At 49.1% G+C, this 22,168-nt stretch carries 19 protein-coding genes and 2 pseudogenes; 16 read left to right on the top strand and 5 right to left on the bottom strand.

Translation table 11 applies throughout. The features are described 5' to 3' along the window. The first annotated feature begins 196 nt into the window (after nt 1–196). From UNDKW_RS11985 to UNDKW_RS11995, 3 genes are all read left to right on the top strand, one after another. Complete coding sequence (locus UNDKW_RS11985) at nt 197–1,426, top strand: pyridoxal phosphate-dependent aminotransferase (protein WP_162058876.1); 1,230 nt, start codon at nt 197–199, stop codon at nt 1,424–1,426. A 28-nt stretch (nt 1,427–1,454) separates the two neighbouring features. Continuing rightward, nucleotides 1,455–2,765, top strand: a complete 1,311-nt coding sequence (locus UNDKW_RS11990) for a homoserine dehydrogenase (protein ID WP_162058877.1) — start codon at nt 1,455–1,457, stop codon at nt 2,763–2,765. Nucleotides 2,766–2,850: 85 nt separating this feature from the next. Next, the gene (locus UNDKW_RS11995; RefSeq protein WP_162058878.1) at nt 2,851–4,092 is read left to right on the top strand and encodes an MFS transporter; all 1,242 of its coding nucleotides are present in this window, start codon (nt 2,851–2,853) and stop codon (nt 4,090–4,092) included. A gap of 34 nt (nt 4,093–4,126) precedes the next feature. Here UNDKW_RS11995 and UNDKW_RS12000 read toward each other — a convergent pair. The 3 genes and pseudogenes from UNDKW_RS12000 to UNDKW_RS12010 form a co-directional block, all read right to left on the bottom strand. Beyond that, nucleotides 4,127–4,872, bottom strand: a pseudogene (locus UNDKW_RS12000) (NRDE family protein). Further along, the gene (locus UNDKW_RS12005) at nt 4,863–5,150 is read right to left on the bottom strand and encodes a DUF4936 family protein (protein WP_162058879.1); all 288 of its coding nucleotides are present in this window, start codon (nt 5,148–5,150) and stop codon (nt 4,863–4,865) included. The pseudogene UNDKW_RS12000 and the gene UNDKW_RS12005 overlap by 10 nt, the downstream one beginning before the upstream one ends. Before the next feature lie 29 nt (nt 5,151–5,179). After that, nucleotides 5,180–6,220, bottom strand: coding sequence for a folate-binding protein YgfZ (locus UNDKW_RS12010; RefSeq protein WP_162058880.1), 1,041 nt, complete (start codon nt 6,218–6,220; stop codon nt 5,180–5,182). A 140-nt stretch (nt 6,221–6,360) separates the two neighbouring features. Here UNDKW_RS12010 and mltG point away from each other — a divergent pair, with 140 nt between their 5' ends. From mltG to UNDKW_RS12070, 12 genes and pseudogenes are all read left to right on the top strand, one after another. Then, entirely contained in the window at nt 6,361–7,347 is a 987-nt protein-coding gene (gene mltG / locus UNDKW_RS12015; protein WP_174247585.1) for an endolytic transglycosylase MltG, read from the top strand. Between the two features lie 38 nt (nt 7,348–7,385). After that, nucleotides 7,386–8,031 (top strand): annotated as a pseudogene (tmk, locus tag UNDKW_RS12020) (dTMP kinase). Beyond that, the gene (holB, locus tag UNDKW_RS12025) at nt 8,028–9,068 is read left to right on the top strand and encodes a DNA polymerase III subunit delta' (protein ID WP_162058881.1); all 1,041 of its coding nucleotides are present in this window, start codon (nt 8,028–8,030) and stop codon (nt 9,066–9,068) included. The pseudogene tmk and the gene holB overlap by 4 nt, the downstream one beginning before the upstream one ends. 24 nt (nt 9,069–9,092) lie before the next feature. Then, the gene (locus UNDKW_RS12030; protein ID WP_162041274.1) at nt 9,093–9,482 is read left to right on the top strand and encodes a PilZ domain-containing protein; all 390 of its coding nucleotides are present in this window, start codon (nt 9,093–9,095) and stop codon (nt 9,480–9,482) included. A 5-nt stretch (nt 9,483–9,487) separates the two neighbouring features. Continuing rightward, nucleotides 9,488–9,991, top strand: a complete 504-nt coding sequence (locus tag UNDKW_RS12035) for a GNAT family N-acetyltransferase (RefSeq protein WP_162058882.1) — start codon at nt 9,488–9,490, stop codon at nt 9,989–9,991. A 107-nt stretch (nt 9,992–10,098) separates the two neighbouring features. Then, nucleotides 10,099–11,004 (top strand): 23S rRNA (adenine(2030)-N(6))-methyltransferase RlmJ, encoded by a 906-nt coding sequence (locus UNDKW_RS12040; protein WP_162041276.1) that lies wholly within the window; start codon nt 10,099–10,101, stop codon nt 11,002–11,004. A 265-nt stretch (nt 11,005–11,269) separates the two neighbouring features. Continuing rightward, nucleotides 11,270–12,922 carry a 3-(methylthio)propionyl-CoA ligase gene (locus UNDKW_RS12045; RefSeq protein WP_162058883.1) on the top strand — a complete coding sequence of 551 codons (1,653 nt, stop codon included), beginning with the start codon at nt 11,270–11,272 and terminating at the stop codon, nt 12,920–12,922. Between the two features lie 98 nt (nt 12,923–13,020). After that, nucleotides 13,021–14,256, top strand: coding sequence for a branched-chain amino acid ABC transporter substrate-binding protein (locus UNDKW_RS12050; RefSeq protein WP_162058884.1), 1,236 nt, complete (start codon nt 13,021–13,023; stop codon nt 14,254–14,256). 95 nt (nt 14,257–14,351) lie between these two features. Continuing rightward, nucleotides 14,352–15,299, top strand: a complete 948-nt coding sequence (locus UNDKW_RS12055; protein WP_174244937.1) for a branched-chain amino acid ABC transporter permease — start codon at nt 14,352–14,354, stop codon at nt 15,297–15,299. 3 nt (nt 15,300–15,302) lie between these two features. Next, nucleotides 15,303–16,589, top strand: coding sequence for a branched-chain amino acid ABC transporter permease (locus tag UNDKW_RS12060; RefSeq protein ID WP_162058885.1), 1,287 nt, complete (start codon nt 15,303–15,305; stop codon nt 16,587–16,589). After that, nucleotides 16,586–17,350, top strand: coding sequence for an ABC transporter ATP-binding protein (locus tag UNDKW_RS12065; RefSeq protein ID WP_162058886.1), 765 nt, complete (start codon nt 16,586–16,588; stop codon nt 17,348–17,350). Before UNDKW_RS12060 ends, UNDKW_RS12065 begins: the two co-directional genes overlap by 4 nt. After that, entirely contained in the window at nt 17,347–18,057 is a 711-nt protein-coding gene (locus tag UNDKW_RS12070) for an ABC transporter ATP-binding protein (protein ID WP_162058887.1), read from the top strand. Before UNDKW_RS12065 ends, UNDKW_RS12070 begins: the two co-directional genes overlap by 4 nt. 87 nt (nt 18,058–18,144) lie before the next feature. Here UNDKW_RS12070 and UNDKW_RS12075 read toward each other — a convergent pair whose 3' ends face one another. Together UNDKW_RS12075 and UNDKW_RS12080 are read right to left on the bottom strand one after the other, a co-directional pair. After that, nucleotides 18,145–19,185 carry a GGDEF domain-containing protein gene (locus UNDKW_RS12075; RefSeq protein ID WP_162058888.1) on the bottom strand — a complete coding sequence of 347 codons (1,041 nt, stop codon included), beginning with the start codon at nt 19,183–19,185 and terminating at the stop codon, nt 18,145–18,147. Between the two features lie 269 nt (nt 19,186–19,454). Then, nucleotides 19,455–19,595: a hypothetical protein gene (locus UNDKW_RS12080; protein WP_162058889.1), complete on the bottom strand. Its 141-nt coding sequence runs from the start codon at nt 19,593–19,595 to the stop codon at nt 19,455–19,457. Between the two features lie 321 nt (nt 19,596–19,916). Here UNDKW_RS12080 and UNDKW_RS12085 point away from each other — a divergent pair, with 321 nt between their 5' ends. Then, complete coding sequence (locus UNDKW_RS12085; RefSeq protein ID WP_162058890.1) at nt 19,917–21,995, top strand: 3-hydroxyacyl-CoA dehydrogenase NAD-binding domain-containing protein; 2,079 nt, start codon at nt 19,917–19,919, stop codon at nt 21,993–21,995. The last annotated feature ends 173 nt before the right edge of the window (nt 21,996–22,168 follow it).

Consider the following 22,168-nt stretch of genomic DNA (forward strand, 5'->3'; position numbering starts at 1 on the left):
CTCTATCGACGTAAATCTCTTCTGGAATTCAGCTTTTGCTAAGTTCTGATTGATAAAATTCGGCGCATTGTGCAGAATGGAACGTTTGGCAGTGCAGCATTTCTGTATTGCAGCTTATCATGCGCTTGCATTCAATTTCAGCTCAGCTTGGAAGCTGGATGCAGCCAACTCATGAATATTATCAAGGATTGTTGCGGTGCGCCCCATACAAAAATCACAAAAACTGGCAGACGTTTGTTATGACATCCGTGGTCCTGTCATGGAAAAAGCCAAGCAGATGGAGGATGAAGGTCACAAGATCATCAAGCTCAACATCGGTAATTTGGCAGTCTTCAATTTTGATCCGCCCGATGAAATCGTGCAGGATATGATACGCAATATGCAAAATGCCGCCGGTTATACCGACTCCAAAGGCATGTTTGCACCGCGCAAAGCCATCATGCATTACACCCAGGAAAAACATATCCGTGGTGTGACCATAGAAGATATTTATATCGGTAATGGCGCTTCTGAACTGATCGTCATGGGCATGAATGCCTTGCTCAACAGTGGTGATGAAGTATTGGTGCCAGCGCCTGATTATCCTTTGTGGACGGCAGCTGTCAGCCTGTCTGGCGGCAAGCCTGTGCATTATGTCTGCGATGAAAGTGCTAACTGGATGCCGGATATCGACGATATCAAGAGCAAGATCACGCCAAACACCAAGGCCATTGTCGTCATTAATCCAAATAACCCTACCGGTGCCTTGTACCCGGTTGAGGTCTTGCAGCAGATAGTTGAGGTGGCATGCCAACACCAGCTCATCGTTTTTGCGGATGAAATTTACGACAAGACTTTGTATGATGGCGAAGAGCATACCTCCATTGCCTCGCTGGCCGATGATGTGCTGTTCCTGACGCTGAACGGGCTTTCCAAGAATTACCGTTCTTGTGGATATCGCGCTGGCTGGATGGTCGTGTCAGGTGAAAAACGCCATGCCAAGGATTATATTGAAGGCTTGAATATGTTAGCCTCCATGCGTTTGTGTGCAAATGCACCGGGCCAGTTTGCCATTCAGACTGCGCTTGGCGGCTACCAGAGCATCAATGACCTGGTAGGGCCGGGAGGGCGATTGTTAAAGCAGCGCGATCTGGCGCACAAGCTGTTGACGGCAATTCCTGGTGTGACTTGCGTCAAACCCAAGGCTGCGCTGTATATGTTTCCCAAACTGGACCCCGTGATGTATCCCATCAAGGATGACCAGGAGTTTATCCATGAACTGCTGACCGAGCAGCGCGTGTTATTGGTACAGGGAACGGGATTTAACTGGATTAATCCCGACCATTTCCGTGTGGTGTTCTTGCCCAATACGGATGATTTGACTGATGCTTTTGGACGTATTGCCAGTTTTCTGGAAACATACCGAAAGCGTCACGGCACCAATTAATTAATTTAATTTACTGTTTAGAAAACTTATGAAACCCATCAAAGTAGGCCTGTTAGGCATAGGCACCGTCGGCTCCGGCACTTTCAACGTTTTGAAGCGCAATCAATTAGAGATTACGCGTCGCGCAGGTCGCTCGATTGAGATTGCCATGGTGGCGGACTTGAACGTTGAACGGGCACGTGAGTTGACCAATGGTGAATGTGAAGTTGTCAATGATGCCAATCTGGTGGTCAGCAATCCTGATATCGATATCGTCATCGAATTGATAGGTGGCTATGGCATTGCCAAGGACCTGGTCATGAAAGCCATCGCCAATGGCAAGCATGTTGTTACCGCCAATAAGGCTTTGCTGGCAACACATGGTAATGAAATCTTCAAGGCGGCAGAAGAAAAAGGCGTGATGGTTGCTTTTGAGGCAGCGGTTGCTGGTGGCATCCCTATCATCAAGGCTTTGCGTGAAGGTTTGACGGCCAATCGCATACAGTGGATTGCTGGCATCATCAATGGTACGACCAATTTCATCTTGTCTGAAATGCGTGACAAGGGTCTGGACTTCGCCGCTGTGCTAAAACAGGCGCAAGAACTGGGCTATGCAGAAGCAGACCCTACTTTCGATATCGAAGGCGTCGATGCTGCACACAAAGCGACCATCATGGCATCCATTGCCTATGGCATTCCCATGCAGTTTGATAAAGCCCACGTCGAAGGCATCACCAAGCTGCAAGCCAGCGATATCCGCTATGCAGAAGAACTGGGTTATCGCATCAAATTGCTGGGTATCAGCAAACGCACTGAAGACGGTATAGAGCTGCGCGTGCATCCAACCCTGATCCCAGAAAAACGCCTGATCGCCAACGTGGAAGGTGCCATGAATGCGGTTCTGGTGCACGGTGATGCTGTGGGGGCTACGCTTTACTATGGCAAGGGTGCAGGCTCTGAACCTACTGCTTCTGCCGTGATTGCCGATCTTGTTGATATCACGCGCCTGGCAACGGCTGATCCTGAGCATCGTGTGCCATACCTCGCTTTCCAGTCTAATTCCCTCAGTGATTTGCCAGTCTTGCCTATGGCTGAAATTGTCACCAGCTACTATCTGCGCATGCATGTAGCAGACAAGCCTGGTGTTCTGGCGGATGTCACGCGCATCCTGGCAGATTTGACGATCTCTATCGATGCCATGTTGCAAAAAGAACCGGCAGAAGGCGAGACGCAGACAGATATCATCATCCTGACGCATCAGACCAAGGAAAAAAATATCGTTGCGGCCATAGAAAAAATCGAAAAACTCGATTCCGTCTTTGGAGCAGTGACGAAGCTGCGCCTGGAAGAACTAAGCTAAATCATCATGCTTCAAACGAAAAAGCGCGGTCATGGAATAATGATCGCGCTTTTTTATTTTTTAAAGACAGCACGAACAGGATGATATGCAACGTCTCTCACTCTCGCAATTGCTGTCCTATGCCATGTTTGGCTTCCCACTGGCGATGGTGGCATTACCCATCTATGTCTATGTACCGCAGTTTTATGCAGACCGCCTGGGCATGTCTTTGTCTGCGATAGGCACAGCACTATTGCTGACCCGTATCATGGATGCCTTCATTGATCCTTTTATTGGTGCGGTGATAGACCGCAGGCCGCATAGCCGTAGTTACGCGCCGTATATCGCTCTGGCATTGCCATTATTGATTGCTGGCTTCATTGGTCTGTTTCACCCTCCTCAGTTATCAGGCAATCCTGCTTTTCTCTGGTTCTTTGGCACGCTGGTGGTTGTGTATGCAGGGTTCAGCCTGGCGAGTATTGCTTACCAGAGTTGGGGTGCGGCCCTGACGCAAGAGCCCGGGCAGAGAGTAAAACTGACCAGTGTACGTGAGGCATGTGGCTTGGCAGGTGTGATCTCAACAGCCATCATTATCCAGTTTGGCAATGTTACGATCTTGTCTGGCATGCTGAGTTTGAGTCTGCTGATAACAGCATCGTTGCTGATACGCCATACACCGCGAAAGTCCGGGGTGGCAGGTGTGGCTCATGTACCGCTATCTTTGCGTCATCTATTCGCCAACCGCAGTTTCCGGGCCTTGTTCCTAGTCTTTGTTGTCAATGGCATTGCCGTCGCAATACCAGCAACCTTGTTCCTGTTTTTTACCAAAGACCGTTTGCATCTGGCGCATTTGTCCGGGGTGCTATTGCTGATGTATTTTCTGGCGGCTGCTTTATCCATGCCTTTATGGACTCGCCTGGCACAAAGGAAAGGTGAAGTCAAAGCATGGTTGTTAGCAATGCTTTTGTCTGTACTCAGTTTTGTTGGCGTACTTGCATTGGGTGTTGGTGATGCGTGGGCTTTTTCCGTGATTTGTATTTTTTCAGGTATGAGCCTGGGAGCAGACCTCGCTTTGCCACCAGCCTTGCTGGCAGGAGTCATTCATGCAGCAGGACATAGTGACAAGAACGAAGCCAGTTATTTTGGCGTTTGGAACTGGGCCAGCAAGATGAATCTGGCGTTGGCCGCAGGTCTGGCATTGCCAGCGCTGGAGTATCTGGGCTATGTACCTGGAATTGCCAGCGAGAGTGGCATGCAGGCATTGACATTGGCTTACGCCGCTTTACCTTGCCTATTAAAGTTGCTGGCGGCTGCCTTGCTGTGGAAAGCCAGGCTGGAAAAAGTATAAGACTACAAATTGTGGGCTGACTACCCACACTTACTTAACGCAATAACTTTTCATTGAATTCTGACGGATAGTCTTTATGGACTTTGACTACCGTAGAAACCCGGGTGCCATAATTCGGCGAGACTATGCAGGGCGATGACAGCAAACGTTCCATTTCAAATGAAACGCCAGTGTCAGGCAAGCGGCAATCGGGGCAGGGGTGGTGTTGGCCAGTACTTCAAAATAAGCATCCACTGGCGCACGCTGGCATATCATGCTGGCAAATTCTGCCTTGGTTCTGACAACTTTTGGCCATGGCGTATCCAGTGATGCATTCGAAATACCATAAATACCCGGAGGCAGGGGCTGTCCGTTGCGCACATCATCCTGATTGCGATTCGAAAACCAGATCAGGTCTTCCTTGTCGCCGATCAGTAAATTGAAGCCGTTATAGTCAGCAACAGTGTCGCGAATACTGGCGATATACCCTTGCGCACTCAAATCACCCTTGAGGTAATTCGCAACCAATTCTCCGCGCGATCGGGCATCTTCACGCTTTTCAGAAGGTGCACGAATATTGGTAATGGCGGCAAATTTGCTGGTCAGGCTATCTGCGCCATCGATCGTAGTCATGCCCAACCACGTGCCGCCAGATTGCAGGTCACGCCCGCCGTATATGTTGGGGTAGTCTTGCCACCAATCAGCCGCAGCGGCCGGCCGGTCATAAAATTCGTCGCGGTTACCTGCGAACACGATAGGTGTGCAGGGTATCAGTTTCCAGGCAAAGACGATCAGGCACATAAGTCTACATCCAAAAAATATTCCATATGTCGCTCACCAGACTGTAATTGCTTCAATCCAGTTTGCGCGTAAGCCAACTCAAGCCGCTGTTCAAAATCGGACGTGACCTGATGATAAATTTCCATCCAGGTATGCATGCCATCCTGTTCTGTCGGGCGTCTCTGCAAGCCTGGGCTTTGCTGATAGGCCTGGCGCATCAGATTTTGCAACAGCCGTTCCTGCTGCAGTACTTCTGCTTCTTTGCTAGCGCTGGCTTTAAAATAGATATAGCAATTCATATGCCTGCTTTTGATTCTTTATTGCGCGATTATTGGGTAATATCTGTAATCTCGTACGGCAGCGCCTGCAGTTCTATCGTTGCGCCAGTTGCCGAGCCTAGGGTGAGCTGACCGCTCTCCTGATCGGCTAGCTTCATTTCTATCAAGGCCAGGGAACTGCCTTCCTGATGTTGTTCTGCATTAACGATCATGCCGCAAGGCTGGCTGACATCATCGCTATGAAATACTTCGGTTCCTGCTACTACATCTGTCGCATGCACCAAGGCTATTGCCATGCGGCGTTTGAGCTTGCCCAGATATTGGCTGCGAGCGACTATCTCCTGCCCTGGGTAACAGCCTTTTTTAAAGTTCACACCACCGATAAGTTCAAAATTGATCATCTGCGGGACAAACTTCTCTTGTGTGCTGGCGATGACGATGGCAATGCCAGCCTGAATCTCAGTCACGCGCCAGGCGCTGGTGTTTACCGCACGCAATTGGGTGCTTAATTTTGGCCACGCTTGCTTTGCAATCTCTACAGGTGCTATCCATTGATAACGCGGTGCATTGTTGGCGTCAGCAACGCGTAGCAAGCTGCCATACTCATTACTCAGCTTTTGGTCGGGTCTGGCTGGTAATTCAGGAAACCATTCTTGCAGTGCCGCCGGGGCAGCAGCACCGCCCAGCCCGAGAACGACGTATTCGGCATTGATATCGTGCAATTTGGCTTTTGCCCGTAAAACAAACATTTGCAAGCGTTTTTGTACAGTAGCTTGTATGCTTTTTGATAGCTGCAAGAAAATATCCTGGCCATCTTTCCAATATATAAAGCTGGCCAGCATGCGCCCTTTGGGGGTGCAGTAAGCAGCACGTCGCAGCTCGGCAGCACTCAGATGCTCTACATCATTGCTTAATTGATTATGCAAAAATGACGGGGCATCTTCACCGCTAACCCTGATCATGCCAAGGTCGGTTAAAGCGGCTATAAATCCTGTTTGCAGGGCATCTGACTGCCAATGTGGGGCAAAACCGGTTGTATTCAGATCTTCCACAGTGGCACCCTGGCTGGATAAAAAGTCTTCCCATGTCATATTGTTATACTCACTCTTCTTTGCTGATTCGCTTATTGTCAGCGCTGGCTTTACAATACCGCCTGCACCTGTTCAGGCGAATTATAGTAGCGTCTGTAAAATCTCGTCAGAACTCCCTCAATTTTGATTAAGCTGCCTACATGGGTTTCATAAAAAAACTATTTGTATTATTGATCCTGCTCGCGCTGACCGCAGGTGGCGGCTTCTATTACTGGATGCAGCAAGCCATTTTTACAGAGGGCGAGGTCAAGGAGTTCACCATCAAGCCAGGCAGTAGCGTGCGTGCGTCCGCCCGTCAGGTGTATGAAGCTGGCGTTCCCATTCAACCCTTGATGTTTGAAGCGCTGGCACGAGTGATGGGTAAGGAAAATCGCCTGAAAGCTGGTTCTTTCGAAATCGAGGCAGGTAAAACGCCAGTGGACTTGCTGAACAAGATCGTCAATGGCGATTTTTCCATGGCCAGCTTGGCGGTCATAGAAGGCTGGACATTCCAGCAAATGCGCAAACTGGTAGATGCGCATCCTGCCATCAAACATGAAACCCAGGGTTTGAGTGAAGCCGAGCTGATGCGCAAGATCACGCCTGATTTTCCGCAAGCTGAAGGCTTGTTTTTTCCTGATACCTATCGGTTTGCCAAGGGTAGTACAGACGTGCAGCTGTATCAGCAGGCGCATAGCCAATTATTGAAAAAACTTGATGAGGCCTGGAAAAAGCGGGTTGATGGCTTGCCTTACAAGAATCGCTACGAAGCCCTGATCATGGCTTCCATCATAGAAAAAGAGACCGGGCAAAAATCAGAACGCCCCATGATAGCCTCGGTTTTTGTGAATCGCTTGCGTACTGGCATGTTACTGCAAACCGATCCTACTGTCATTTATGGCATGGGCGAGCGCTATCAGGGCAAGATATATAAGCGTGACTTGTTGACTGATACCCCCTATAACACTTATACCCGGGTTGGTCTGCCACCCACACCGATTGCCTTGCCAGGCATGGAATCCATTTCTGCAGCTTTGGACCCTGCGCATAGTGATGCTTTATACTTCGTGGCGCGTGGAAATGGTACCAGTCAGTTTTCCGATAACCTGAATGACCATAATCGCGCAGTGAACAAGTACCAACGTTGATTGCGTCAAGGTGCATTAATAGAACATAGAATTAAATAATGAAGCACTCAGGAAAATTTATCAGTTTTGAGGGCATAGACGGTGCGGGTAAGTCCACCCATATCGCCTATGTGGCAGAGCGTTTGCAAAACAAGCTGCAAGCCGAAGATGTAAAAGTGATTTGCAGTCGTGAGCCCGGGGGACACCACTAGGTGAGACCTTGCGCGAATTGCTATTAAAGCAAAAAATGCATCTGGAGACAGAAGCCTTGCTGATGTTTGCTGTCAGGCGCGAACACATTGCCCAGGTCATAGAGCCAGCTTTGGCGCGCGGCGACTGGGTCATTTCTGACCGTTTCACTGATGCCAGCTTTGCCTATCAGGGGGCGGCAGGAATTTGTCACTGGATAAACTCAATGCCCTTGAACAATGGGTACACCCTGATTTACAGCCAGACCTGACTCTATTGTTCGACGTTCCTCTGGAAGTGGCGCGTGCACGCCTTGATGCAACCCGTGATCTGGATAAATTTGAACAGGAAAAAGCAGATTTTTTTGCTGCCACCCGCAATGAATATCTGCGCCGCGCCAAAGAGTTTCCTCAACGTTTCAGGATTATCGACTCCACGCAAAGCATAGAGATCATACGTTCGCAACTGGATATATTGATTGACGAGTTACTGGGCTCTGCTCAGCAAACAAGATGACGCAACATCCCCTATATAGCTGGCAAGAAGATGCCTGGCAGCAGATACAGGCTTTGGGACAACGCTTGCCCCATGCCTTTTTATTGCATGGGCCGCAAGGGATAGGTAAAACTGTGTTTGCCGAGCATCTGGCGCAGTCACTGCTTTGCGAAAACCCATGGCAGGGTGGGCACGCCTGCCAGCAATGTGGTTCTTGTGGCTGGTTTGCTCAATACAGCCATCCCGACTATCGCCGCGTCAGGCCAGAACTGCTGGACGAAGAAGATGCGCCAGCTGGTGAAGAGGCTGAAGCTCCTGCCAAAACCAGCAAGGCCAGCAAAGCGCCTTCCAAGGAAATCGTCATTAATCAAATCCGCGCGTTGTCGGATTTCATGAATATTTCTACCCACCGTAGCGGCCGGCGCGTCATCGTTCTGTATCCTGCCGAGGCGCTGAATGTGCCTGCGGCAAACGCTTTGTTGAAATCCCTGGAAGAACCCAATGCCAATACGGTATTCATTCTGGTCTCAAACAGCATAGACAGGTTGCTGCCAACCATCTTGTCGCGTTGTCACAAGTTTGGACTTGGCTTGCCGGATGCTGGTATTGCGCTGGAATGGCTGCATAAGCAGGGCATCAAGGATGCCGATGTCTGGTTGGCTCAACAGGGCGGAGCGCCTTTGGCAGCATTCGACATGGCACATTCAGACTTGCGTGCTGATCTGGATGAATTTATACGGTTTTTGAGTAAACCTGGTACTGAGTTGAGCCTTAAAACTGCCGACAAGATGCAGAAAATGGAAATGCCAGTCGTCGTCGGCTGGCTACAACGTTGGCTCTACGATATATTTTCCTATAAACAAAGCGGCAGAATCCGGTATCATCCTCGCTATGAGCAGGAGTTGAAGTCGTTGTCCATGCAGGTTGATGAGCCAGCCTTGCAACAATTCATTAAGAATTGCAATGAAAGACAGGCGATTGCCAGTCACCCTTTGTCGGCCAAATTATTTTTGGAAGATATGCTGCTTGAATATTCCGCATTATTCGGCACTATTTGATTAAAGAATTGCGAAAGCCAGAACATGTCAGATTTACCAGCAGATCCCGGTGCTCCGCTTAATATGCCTTCACCGAATCGTCCTTCGGTGTTGTCGCTGGCGATTAAAGAAAAAGCTGCTTTGTTTGCAGCCTATATGCCATTTTTAAAAAATGGCGGCATTTTCGTGCCTACCAATAAGACTTATCGCTTGGGTGAAGAGATTTACCTGATTTTGACTTTGTTGGATGACCCTAATAAATATCCTATCGCCGGCAAGGTTGCCTGGATTACACCTGCCGGTGCAGGCAATAACAAGTCACAGGGTATAGGCGTGCATTTTCCGGAAGATGAAAGTGGTAACCGCATACGCTTGCGTGTAGAAGAATTGCTAGGTGCGGCAGTACGTTCTTCCCGGGCTACTCATACAATTTAATGACGATGGCCGCAGAATTTACTCATAGACTGGCGCAGTTTGAAGATTTGCCGCAAATTGTTGCCATTTACAATTCCACAGTTGCTTCGCGCGTGGTTACCGCCGATACAGAGCCAATTACGGTAGAGTCGCGTCATGCATGGTTTCATGAGCACAAGCCTGAATCTCGTCCACTCTGGGTCTCTGAACAGAATGGTCAAATCATAGGCTGGTTATCATTCTCAAATTTTTATGGCAGGCCTGCTTATTCCGGCACTGCTGAATTATCCATCTACTTGCATGAGGTTGCACGTGGTCAGGGTCTGGGGCGTTATTTCCTGACGCAGGCTATTGCGCATGCCCCTGAAATCAAGGTTCACACTCTGCTGGGCTTCATTTTTGGTCACAATGTGCCTAGTTTGAAGTTATTTGCTGCATTTGACTTTGCAACCTGGGCAAATATGCCAAAGGTGGCAACGCTGGACGGCATAGAGCGCGATTTGATCATACTCGGCAAACGGGTAGGCTAAGCTAGCTGGCTAAATTAGCTGGCCCGCCACGACCTGTCACCGCTTGCTACCATTTTCGGGCGACTTGCCAGCGGCAGGTTGCCTATTCATTCTTGAAAGATTTTATTATGCTGAGCTACCGCCACGGCTTTCATGCCGGTAATCATGCCGACGTCCTGAAGCACTTTGTCTTGATTCAATTGTTGGAATATCTGGGGCAAAAAGACACTGCCTACACTTATATAGACACGCACTCCGGTGCTGGCCTGTACGCCCTTGACAGCGGTTATGCCAGTAAAAATGCTGAATTTGAGACTGGCATTGCTCCCTTGTGGGACAAAAAAGACATGCCCGAAGCTTTGGCATCGTATATGGATTTGATCAGAGGGCTTAATCCCAGTGGAAAGTTGCGCTATTACCCAGGATCACCCTATTGCGCCAATATAGTCATGCGCGAGCAAGACCGACTGCGCCTGTTTGAGTTGCACCCTAGCGAAATCAAGATACTCAGTGAAAATTTCCGCAAACTTGATGCCCATGCGGCTGAGCAGGGTAAGCGCCAGACGGTCAGAGGCAAGCGTGTGATTATCTCGGCTGGCGATGGCTTTGAAAGTCTGAAGGCATTGCTGCCACCACCTTCACGACGCGGCATGGTGTTGATAGATCCGCCGTATGAAGTCAAGGATGATTACCGACGCGTCAAGGTATCTCTGGAGGATGGCTTGAAACGTTTCCCTACCGGTACCTTTGCTGTTTGGTATCCGGTACTGCAACGCCAGGAGTCCCGTTCTTTGCCAGAAAAACTTAAACGACTGCAAGCGAATAGCTGGCTGAATGTTACCTTGTCCATCAGCGGCCCAACGCCAGATGGTTTTGGCTTGCATAGTAGCGGCATGTTCATCCTTAATCCGCCATGGACTTTGCTGGCTACTCTAAAAGAAGTCATGCCCTATCTGGTCAAGATATTGGGAAAAGATGCAAAAGCAGGTTTTGTGCTGGAGTCGGGGGAAGGTGGCCCACCAGGCAAGCGTTAAGAAGGCGGTAGGCTAGAGGTGTCGGACTCTTTTTTCGACACAAAGTAAATTTGTTGAATGGTGCGATGCGGGAGAGCTTATCTCCCGCATTTTTGTTTGTGGAGGTGCTAAAACGGAAAGGATGAAAAGAGACTACTTTGTGCATTGCAGAAAAAATACTGATTGACGGATTAGTACGGTCGTACAAAAATCGGTAAAGAATAATATTCAGCAATTTGCGCGATTGCCAAAGTAATCAATAACGCTGCACATTTCAGGAGAACAAATGTCGTCTTATGTGAAGAGTCCCTTGATGGGGCAAATGATGAGCAAGCCCATGCTTATTTCCAGCCTCATTGAACATGCTGACCGTTATTTTGGAAAGAATGAAATAGTTTCCCGCCGGGTAGAAGGGGACATCCATCGCTATAACTACAGCGAATGCCATAAACGTTCAAAAAAACTCGCGAATGCTTTTGCCAAACTGGGCGTTAAAATCGGTGACCGTATTGCCACGCTGGCCTGGAATGGCTATCGTCATCTGGAGGCTTACTATGCTGTCTCAGGTTCGGGCGCTGTTCTTCACACCATTAATCCCAGGTTGCATCCAGAGCAAATCGCCTATATAGCCAATCATGCAGAAGATCAGTACTTGCTGTTTGATATGACCTTCCTGCCTATCGTGCAGGCAATTGCTGCGCATTGCCCTGGTATCAAAGGCTATATCATGATGTGTGACCGGGATAAATTGCCTGCAGATGGCAAAATTCCGAATCTGATGGCCTATGAAGATTTAATCGAAGCCAATAGTGACGATTTTGTCTGGCCACTCTTCGACGAAAATTCTGCTTCCAGTCTGTGTTATACCTCAGGTACGACAGGCAACCCTAAAGGGGCTCTGTATTCTCATCGTTCAACCATCCTTCATTCTTATGGCTCATCCTTGCCAGATGGCTTGAACGTATCGGCACGCGATTCTGTTTTGCCGGTAGTACCGATGTTCCATGTAAATGCATGGGGCCTGCCTTATTCTGCACCATTGAACGGTGCCAAACTGGTTTTCCCGGGCCCGCATCTGGACGGCAAATCTCTCTATGAATTGTTTGAGCAGGAAAAAGTCACTTTCTCTGCAGGAGTACCTACCGTCTGGCTGGGTCTACTGACTTATGTGGCACAAAATAATCTGAAGTTTTCGACTTTCAAACGCACAGTGATTGGTGGTTCTGCCTGCCCGCCAGCCATGATGAAGACCTTGCGTCATACCTATGGTGTAGAGGTAGTCCATGCCTGGGGCATGACAGAAATGTCACCGCTTGGCACTGCTGGTACCTTGATGACCAAACATGCTGACCTGGCCGAAGAAGACAAGCAAGCGATACTCCAGAAACAAGGCCATGTCCTGTATGGCGTAGATATGAAGATCGTTGATGACGCTGGCCAGGAATTGCCATGGGACGGCAAAACCTATGGCAACCTGCTGGTCAAAGGCCCCTGGATTATCAATAGCTATTACAAGAATGAAGGCGGTGATGTTCTTGAAGATGGCTGGTTCCCGACTGGTGACGTGGCTACCATCGATGATGATGGTTATATGCAGATTACTGACCGCAGCAAGGATGTGGTCAAATCGGGTGGCGAGTGGATAGGTACGATAGACCTGGAAAATGTAGCGGTCTCACACCCGGCAATCCTGCAAGCGGCCTGTATCGGTGTATTCCATCCCAAATGGGATGAGCGCCCATTGCTGCTGGCGGTCAAGAAGCCTGGTGCGGAAGTCACTAAAGAGGAATTACTGCAATTTTTTGACGGAAAAGTTGCGAAATGGTGGCTGCCTGATGACGTGGTTTTCATAGAAAGCCTGCCATTAGGCGCAACAGGGAAAATTTTGAAAAATAAACTGAGGGAGCAATTCAAGGAATATAAACTACCAACTGCATAAGAAGTGCAGAACCTGACTATGTATAGTTCAGGTTCTGGAAGTAGCGATAAAACGAAAAAAATCTAGATTCCAACAATGAGAATACCGGAGAGAGACAAATGAAATTTCCTTTACGTGCCAGCCTTGCTGCAGTCGCTTTAACCTTCGCCGTACCCGCAGTGATGGCTGATACCATCAAGATCGCCTACATCGATCCACTGTCAGGTGCTTTTGCGCCAGTTGGGCAAAATATTCTGAACTCCTATCAATACATTGCTGATAAAGCCAATGCTGAAAAATGGGCGGGGGAACATAAATTTGAAGTTGTCGGTTTTGATAATAAGGGTAGTCCACAAGAGTCACTGAATGTATTGAAAACAGTCATTGATAAAGGTTTTCGCTATATCACACAGGGCAATGGCTCGGCGGTAGGCCTGGCTTTGCAGGATGCCGTCAACAAGCATAATGAGCGCAATCCCGGTAAGGAAATTGTTTATCTGAACCATGCTGCTGTTGATCCTGACATGACCAATAGCAAATGTAGCTTCTGGCATTTCCGTTTTGATTCCAACTCGGACATGAAAATGGAAGCGCTGACAACCTTCATGGCTGCTGATAAAAACATCAAGAAGGTATATATCATTGGCCAGAACTACTCGTTTGGACATCAGGTTACCCGCGCTGCCAAAGAGTACCTGGCACGCAAACGCCCAGATATACAAATTGTTGGCGATGATCTGCATCCTATTGGCCAGGTCAAGGATTTCTCTCCCTATGTGGCAAAAATCAAGGCTTCCGGCGCGGACACCGTTATTACCGGCAACTGGGGTGCCGACCTGGCCTTGCTGATCAAGTCCGCAAAGGATGCTGACCTGAAATCCAATTTCTACACCTACTACGCATCAACAACGGGTGTGCCTACGGCGATGGGTGCGGCGGGTATGGACAGGGTCAAGTATGTCGGTTACTGGAATGCGAATAACGAAACCTTTGCAGGTAAAGACATCGTTGAAGGGTTCAAGACCAAGTACAAGGATGATTACTATTCCATGGCGACTTATTCTGTCCTGGCTGCCATGGGGCAGGCTGTCAAGCAGGCCAAATCTGTTGATCCAGTCAAAGTTGCATTCGCACTGGAAGGCTTGAACTTCAAGAGCCTGAACGGTGACGCGAACATGCGTAAGGTTGATCACCAGATACAACAGCCATTGTACATAGCAACCTGGGTTAAAACCAATGGCAAGGATGTTAAATTTGACCAGGAAAATACCGGCATGGGTTGGAAAACCAATCAAAAGATCGATGCATTTGTCGCGTCACAGCCATCTTCTTGCCAGATGAAACGACCAGGCTAGTCCTTTAAAAAAAAGAGAGTCGCTTCATGCGCACTCTCTTTTTTTTCCTATAAATAGTACGATCGTTCAAGAATTTTCTGAAAAGGATCTTGGCTGTGGAATTCACACTGATCACTTTGCTGAACGGTGTCAGTTACGGATTGCTGTTGTTCATGCTTTCATCCGGACTGACGCTGATCTTCAGCATGATGGGCGTACTCAATTTCGCCCACGCCAGTTTTTACATGTTGGGCGCCTACTTTGCCTATACCATCAGTATCAAAATCGGCTTTTGGCCAGCTTTGTTTTTGGCTCCGTTATTGGTTGGTTTGCTAGGTGCAATGGTAGAGCGATATGGCCTGCGTTCCGTGCATAAATACGGGCATATCCCCGAATTACTATTTACCTTCGGGCTGTCTTATGTGATTGTCGAACTGGTGCAACTGATTTGGGGCAGATCTACTGTTCCTTATCCCATCCCTGCGTCTCTGGATGGCCCCTTGTTTACCCTTTACACGACGACATTCCCCATCTATCGCGGTTTCATGATGCTGGTTGCGCTGGTAATGCTGGCTTCGATTTACCTGTTGCTGACACGTACCCGCATAGGTCTGGTGATACAGGCTGCTCTCACTCATCCTGATACTGTGGAAGCGCTGGGACATAATGTCCCGCGCGTTTTCATGCTGGTATTTGGCGGCGGTTGCGCATTGGCCGGGCTTGCCGGCGTTGTGGGCGGTAATGCCTTTGTCACCGAGCCAGGAATGGCAGCGACTTTGGGAAGCATAATTTTCGTCGTCGTCGTGGTTGGCGGTATGGGGTCGCTGGCAGGTGCTTTTGTGGCATCGCTGCTGATAGGGGTATTGCAGACATTTGCCGTAGCGCTGGATTACTCCTTCGTCTCCGTGTTCGCAAAACTGGGCATGATCATCAGTGCCACAGCGCCTGGCTATGCCTTGCTGAGTCTGACGATTGCACAGGTAGCACCTATCTTGCCTTATCTCTTGTTGGTACTCATCCTGATTTTCAGGCCCAGAGGTTTACTCGGCACTCGTGAAGGATAAAAGATGAGCAAAGCTTTAGTATTCAAACCTATCAATCTGGCACGCTGGATTATCTGGGGCAGCTTTGCCATGCTGCTTATTCTGGCACCGATGATATTCAGTAGCGGTGGATCATTATCTCTGCTCTCGCAAATCGGTACACTGATGATCTTCGGCCTTTCTTACAATATGCTGTTGGGGCAGGGCGGTATGCTGTCATTTGGTCACGCGGTTTATTCTGGCCTGGGAGCTTTCTTCGCCATCCATGCGATGAATATGATCACTGCTGGCAGCCTGGTTTTCCCGGTCACCCTGATTCCTTTGATTGGTGGCGTTGCAGGCATGTTTTTTGGGGTGTTGTTTGGCTACGTTACGACCAAGAAGTCTGGTACGACTTTCTCCATGATTACTTTGGGTATGGTGGAGCTGGTGTTTGCCTGTTCCCTGATGTTCCCCAGTTTCTTTGGTGGCGAGGGTGGGATCTCGACCAATCGCGTCATAGGCCAGTCCTTCCTTGGTATTACTTACGGTCCGCAAATCCAGGTGTATTACCTGATTGCCATGTGGTTGTTTATCAGTACCGTAGGCATGTATGCGTTTACACAAACGCCTTTGGGGCGCATTGTCAATGCGGTTCGCGATAATCCTGAACGCGTTGAGTTCATAGGCTACGATACCCAATGGGTGCGTTACCTGACATTGATATTGTCAGCTTTTTTTGCAGGTATTGCTGGCGGCTTGTCTGCCATCAATTTTGAAATCGTCACTGCAGAAAATGTCAGCGCCATACGTTCAGGTGCTGTGTTGCTGTTCACTTTCATTGGTGGCGTGGGCTTCTTCTTTGGCCCAATGATAGGGGCAATCATAGGGGTGTTCCTGACCGTGATGCTGTCAGACCTGACCAAGGCATGGCAGTTGTACCTGGGTGTTTTCTTCATCCTCATCGTCATGTATGCGCCTGGCGGCATGGCCAGCATCATCATGATGAATTTGCGCGTGGCGAAGTTTGGCATGTTCAAGCGGGTATGGCCTAGTATGTGGAAACTGGTGCTGGCAGCGGCAGCGACCACGGCTGGAACCATTCTGGCAGTGGAAATGCTGTATCAACGCACACTGGAGGCCAGCCAGAGTGCTGTCATAGAGATGTTTGGCGTTTCCATTGACACGGCCAGTAGCGTTTCCTGGGGAGTGACAGCTGTCGTTATCGCCCTGGGTATTTTTGCCTGCGCGAAGTTGAAGAATGGTTTTGCCGAACATTGGGGCGAAGTCAATACTGAAATTGAAGAGCAAATGCGGAGGGCGCAAGCATGACAGGCTTTTCGCTTGAATTAAAAGACGTACGAAAATCCTTTGGCAGTGCGGAAATCATCAAGGGTGCCAATTTGCAGGTGCCAAAAGGCGAACGATTTGCCATTATCGGCCCTAATGGTGCAGGCAAATCCACGCTGTTTAATTTGATTTCTGGCCGCTTTCCTATTACTTCCGGAGATATCCTGCTCAATGGCGAGAGCATCACGCAATTGAAACCGTATGAAATCAACCGCCGTGGCCTGTCACGCAGTTTTCAGATTACGAATATTTTTCACCGTCTGTCCGTATATGAAAACCTGCGCTGCGCAGTATTGTGGTCATTGGGATATAAATACTCATTCTGGCACAGGCTGAATGGATTGAAGGATGCACATGAAAGGGCAGAAGCAGTATTGGAACAGATAGGCCTGAAACGCAGGCGTAATGTCACGGCCGGTTTGCTAACCTATGCAGAGCAGCGTGCGCTGGAAATTGGTATCACCATCGCTGGCGGTGCTGACGTGATTTTGCTCGATGAACCTACTGCCGGCATGAGCAGGTCAGAATCTGATGCAGCAGTTGAGCTCATACGCAAGGTCACGGTCGGCAAATCCCTGTTGATGGTGGAGCATGACATGAGCGTGGTCTTCGGCCTGGCCGATAAAATTGCCGTGGTCGTCTATGGTGAAGTCATTGCCTGCGACACGCCTGCCAATATCCGCAATAATCAAAAAGTCAAAGACGCCTATCTGGGTGGTCATGCGCCGGTGGAGGTTGAATGAGCTTACTGACGATAAAAAATCTGAATGCATACTATGGCAAGAGCCACGTCCTGCATGGTGTTGATATGCAGGTCAATGCGGGTGAAATTGTCAGCCTGTTGGGGCGCAATGGCGTAGGGCGCTCGACTACCGTCAAGGCAACCATGGGACAGGTCGATGCGACTGGTTCCATCTTGTTCAAGGGCGAGGAAATCATCGGTCTGAAAGCCTTCCAGATTGCCCATAAAGGCCTGGGCTATGTACCTGAAAACCGTGATATTTTTCCTGGTCTGACGGTGGAACAAAATCTGATGCTGGGTGAAAAATCTGGTCGCCCCAAGGGAAGCAAGCCGCGCTGGAGTATGGAAGACATGTATCAGATGTTTCCGCGTCTGCGTGAGCGCAGGAATACCCAGGCAGGGGTGATGTCCGGCGGTGAGCAGCAAATGCTGACGCTATGCCGCACCTTGATGGGTGATCCTGACCTGATCATGATTGATGAACCCACAGAAGGATTGGCACCAAAGATTGTTGAACTGGTAGCCGAATACTTGAAGGAGCTGAAAAATCGCGGTATCTCCGTTTTATTGGTAGAACAAAAATTGGCAATTGCGCTGGAAATTTCACAGCGCGTATATGTCATGGGACATGGCAGCATTGTGTTTGAAGGCACACCTGCAGATTTGCGTGCCAACGACAATATCCGTAAAGAATGGCTGGAGGTGTAAAAGCTTCCTGCCTCATGCTGATAAATGCTTGGGTACTTGCGTGCTTCTGCCTATGGTATGTCTTGATCAGTTTCTAACCTGGTTGCCTCAATTAGGTTGGAACCTGATCATTTTATTTTTTATATCATCAAGATCGTCCGTTTCTACTCGATTGCGCCCATTTTCCTTGGCGCGGTAGAGTGCTTTATCTGCGATTAACAATAGTGCTTCAATATCAGGCACGGCTTGGTGGATTAGGCTGATTCCTATGCTGACAGTGACCTTGATTTGCTGGTCATCACCAATGGCTATCGGAGTACTGGCAAGTTTGCTACGTATCCGCTCGGCTATCATTTCAGCATCCTTGCGGCTGCAGCCGGGCAATATGGCCGCAAATTCTTCACCACCGATACGACCCAGTGTATCGACTTCACGCAAGCCAGCGCTGGCTATGCGCGCAAACGCCACCAGCACACGGTCACCACCAGCATGGCCATACGTATCATTGACATCCTTGAATTTGTCGATGTCCAGCATCAGTACTGCTACCGGGCGCCTTTGTTCAGCCAAGGCGCACAATTTGCTGGAAGCCCGCTCATTAAATGCCCGCCGGTTCAAGAGGCTGGTCAGTTGGTCGTGCTCTGCAATGTACTTGAGTTGACGCAAGAGTTCTTCGCGCGCTGCCATGACGCAGGCTACAGTCAGTGGCGCCATTGTCAGCAAGCTTACTCCTGTGCGTATTGACAGCAGCATGGGGCGTGAATTCATGTTGACGATGGAGATGGGCAGGTAGCCCATGGACATGGAAATCAATACCCAGCCGCTGTAAAACAAGGTCAGTACGCTAGTGATGAAAATGTCATAGCTGAGTGCGCACCACAGTAAAGCAGGGATAGAGAAAACCGGGGCACCCGGGCCGCCTATGATGATGCCCAACACAAAGGACGCCAGAAGGGCGCAGACAGGTAGAATCTTGCCAGGCTGGATGCTGTAAGTCTTGAAAGCACGGCGACGGTTTAATCTGAATCCTGATAAATCTGGCAAGCTGAGCATGACAGGTAAAATTGCCATCAAATTGACCAATTCATTCACGAACCAGAATGCCCGGCCTTTGAGCGGGCCAGCATTTGACAGGCTAGTATCAGTCATGGTGCCAAAGACACCGGCCGCCGCGGCGGCGCAAGAAGCTACAAGCGCAAGATAAAAGACAGAAAGCGGGTGTTTTAAGCGTCTATGTTCTTCATCCAGCCATGAAAAGAGCAGTACGCCAGTGATGACGCAAACCAGATTTCCGCCAGTTAACAATAAACTGAATGACCAATTGTTGCCCATCATTTCGAAGGTTGCTATGTACGCCGATATCGCGGCTAGCCATCCGCAGGACTTGTTTAGCGATGGGAAGTGTACAAGCAGGCCTATTATGATGGCATTGGCTGGCCATAGTGCCGCAAGATGTCCCAAGGGGCGGCTGAGTATCCCAGTACACATGCAGCAAACACGATGAGGCCAGTGACGGCTGCTGCTTTGATTTGTTCAGTCCAGGTTGGAATAGGATGCATTATTAACTCCAAGACTCCGGTGCCCGTTGGCTTTACAAGGTATAAGCTGCTTCTTATCTCATCATAGTTTGAATCCGGCTTGCGCGACCAGATTTTCCAATGTGGGCATGCTTAATAGACTAAAGTACTGTTGCGGACAGTCGGTGCTGCATGCACTTTTTTTGGGGCTCAAGATTATTTTCTACCCATCAGCACAGGAACTAAAATAAAATAATACGCTCGTACTATTTTGCGGTATAGTAAGCAAAAATAAGCTTACACCAGATTTTTAAAAGCACTGAACTGGCAAATCCAAGCAGTATTTCACCTATAGGAAGAGACATGAGCGCCGAATATCAAGTGAATGGCAATATTGCCGTAATTACCCTGAACAATCCACCTGTGAATGGCCTGGGCCATGCCACCCGCACAGCAGCGGTGAACGGCATGAAACAAGCCTTGAATGATGATGCTATCAAAGCCATCGTCATCACTGGTGCCGGTAAGGCATTCTCCGGCGGTGCGGATATCAAGGAATTCAATTCTCCCAAAGCTTCTGCTGAGCCCAGCCTGCATACGCTGATCAATGTGGTGGAAGGATCTGACAAACCGGTCATCGCTGCCATTCACACAGTGTGCATGGGTGGTGGCCTGGAGCTGGCGCTGGGTTGTAATTACCGCGTCGCATCCAAAGGTGCGCAAATTGCCTTGCCTGAAGTTAAATTGGGTATCTTGCCGGGTGCTGGCGGCACGCAACGTCTGCCGCGCGTGCTGGGCCTGGAAATGGCATTAAACATGATCGTCTCGGGCACACCCGTACCCTCTGAAAAACTGGCCAAGACAGCGATCTTCAATGAAGTTGTGGAAGGCGATGTACTGGAAGCTGCACTTGCATTCGCTGCAAAAGTTGCTGATGTACGCCCATTACCAAGAGTACGTGATATCAAGATTGATTATCCGAACTATGAAGCCTATCTGCAATTCTCACGTAATACAGTACGCGCCATGGCCGGCCCTTTCCCAGCACCTTTGAAATGCGTGGAAGCAGTCGCAGCCGCAGTCACCAGGAAATTTGATGATGGCATCAAGTTTGAGCGTGAATTGTTTGTCGATCTGGTACAAACCACAGAATCCAAAGCCTTGCGCCATGCCTTCTTCGGAGAGCGTGCTGCCAGCAAATTGCCGGATGTGCCAGATGACACGCCAACTCGCCCCATTAAATCGGTTGCTGTTATCGGTGCCGGCACCATGGGTGGTGGTATTGCGATGAACTTTGCCAATGCGGGCATCCCTGTACAAATTCTGGAAATGAAACAGGAAGCACTGGACAAAGGTCTGGCGACTATCCGCAAGAATTATGAAAACACACTTAAAAAAGGCAAGCTGTCTCAGGAGAAGTTTGACCAGCGTGTGGGCTTGATCACAGGCACTTTGTCGTATGAAGATATTGCTCAGGCAGATATCGTCATTGAAGCCGTGTTTGAAGACATGGGCGTCAAGGAACAAGTCTTCAAAAAGCTTGATGAAGTCATGAAGCAGGGCGCCATTCTGGCATCGAATACCTCTACGCTGGATGTCGATAAGATTGCTGACTTCACCAAGCGGCCTGAAGATGTCATCGGCACCCATTTTTTCAGTCCTGCAAACGTCATGAAGTTGCTGGAAATCGTGCGCGGTAAAAAAACTGCCAAGGACGTGCTGGCAACGGTGTTGGGCCTGTCCAAGAAAATCAAGAAAACCGGTGTGGTATCTGGCGTCTGCGATGGTTTCATTGGCAACCGCATGATAGAGCAATACAGCCGTCAGGCAGGCTTCTTGCTGGAAGAAGGTTGCACACCTGAGCAGGTTGATAAAGCGGTAGAAAAAATGGGTTTTGCCATGGGGCCATTCCGTATGGGTGATCTGGCTGGCAACGACATCGGCTGGTATATCCGCAAACGCCGTTACGTAGAAAAACCACAAATCACTTATTCCAAAACAGCAGATTTGCTGTGCGAGTTGGGCCGCTTCGGGCAAAAGACCGGTGCAGGCTGGTATGACTATAAACCGGGTGACCGCAAAGCTTATCCGTCTTCCATTGTGAATGACATGATCATTCAGCACTCTGCTGACCTGGGTATTACACGCCGCAAGATTTCTGATCAGGAAATTGTCGAGCGCCTGATATTTGCTCTCGTCAATGAGGCAGCGTACATCCTGGAAGAGGGGATCGCGACACGCGCATCGGATATCGATATGGTGTATCTGACTGGCTATGGCTTCCCATTGCATACTGGCGGACCTATGTTCTATGCAGATACCGTGGGCTTGCCTAATGTAGTCATGGCCATGGAGAAATATGCGAAAGGCCGCCATGGCGATGCCTGGAAGCCGGCACCTTTGTTGGCAAAACTGGCTGCAGAAGGAAAAACTTTCAATTAAACAAAGTTAATTGAAATTAATAAGTGGCTTGCCTGAGGAATTAGCCTTCAGGCAAGCCATTTCCTATTGGTAAAGAAGTAATCTCGTCTGCAAAAAACTGGCGGGCTACCAATATCCACCTCCCAGATCCCATAATTTCTCTATAAATCATGGGCTTGTCTGGAAGTCACCAA

Source organism: Undibacterium sp. KW1 (assembly GCF_009937955.1).
Classification (GTDB): domain Bacteria; phylum Pseudomonadota; class Gammaproteobacteria; order Burkholderiales; family Burkholderiaceae_D; genus Undibacterium.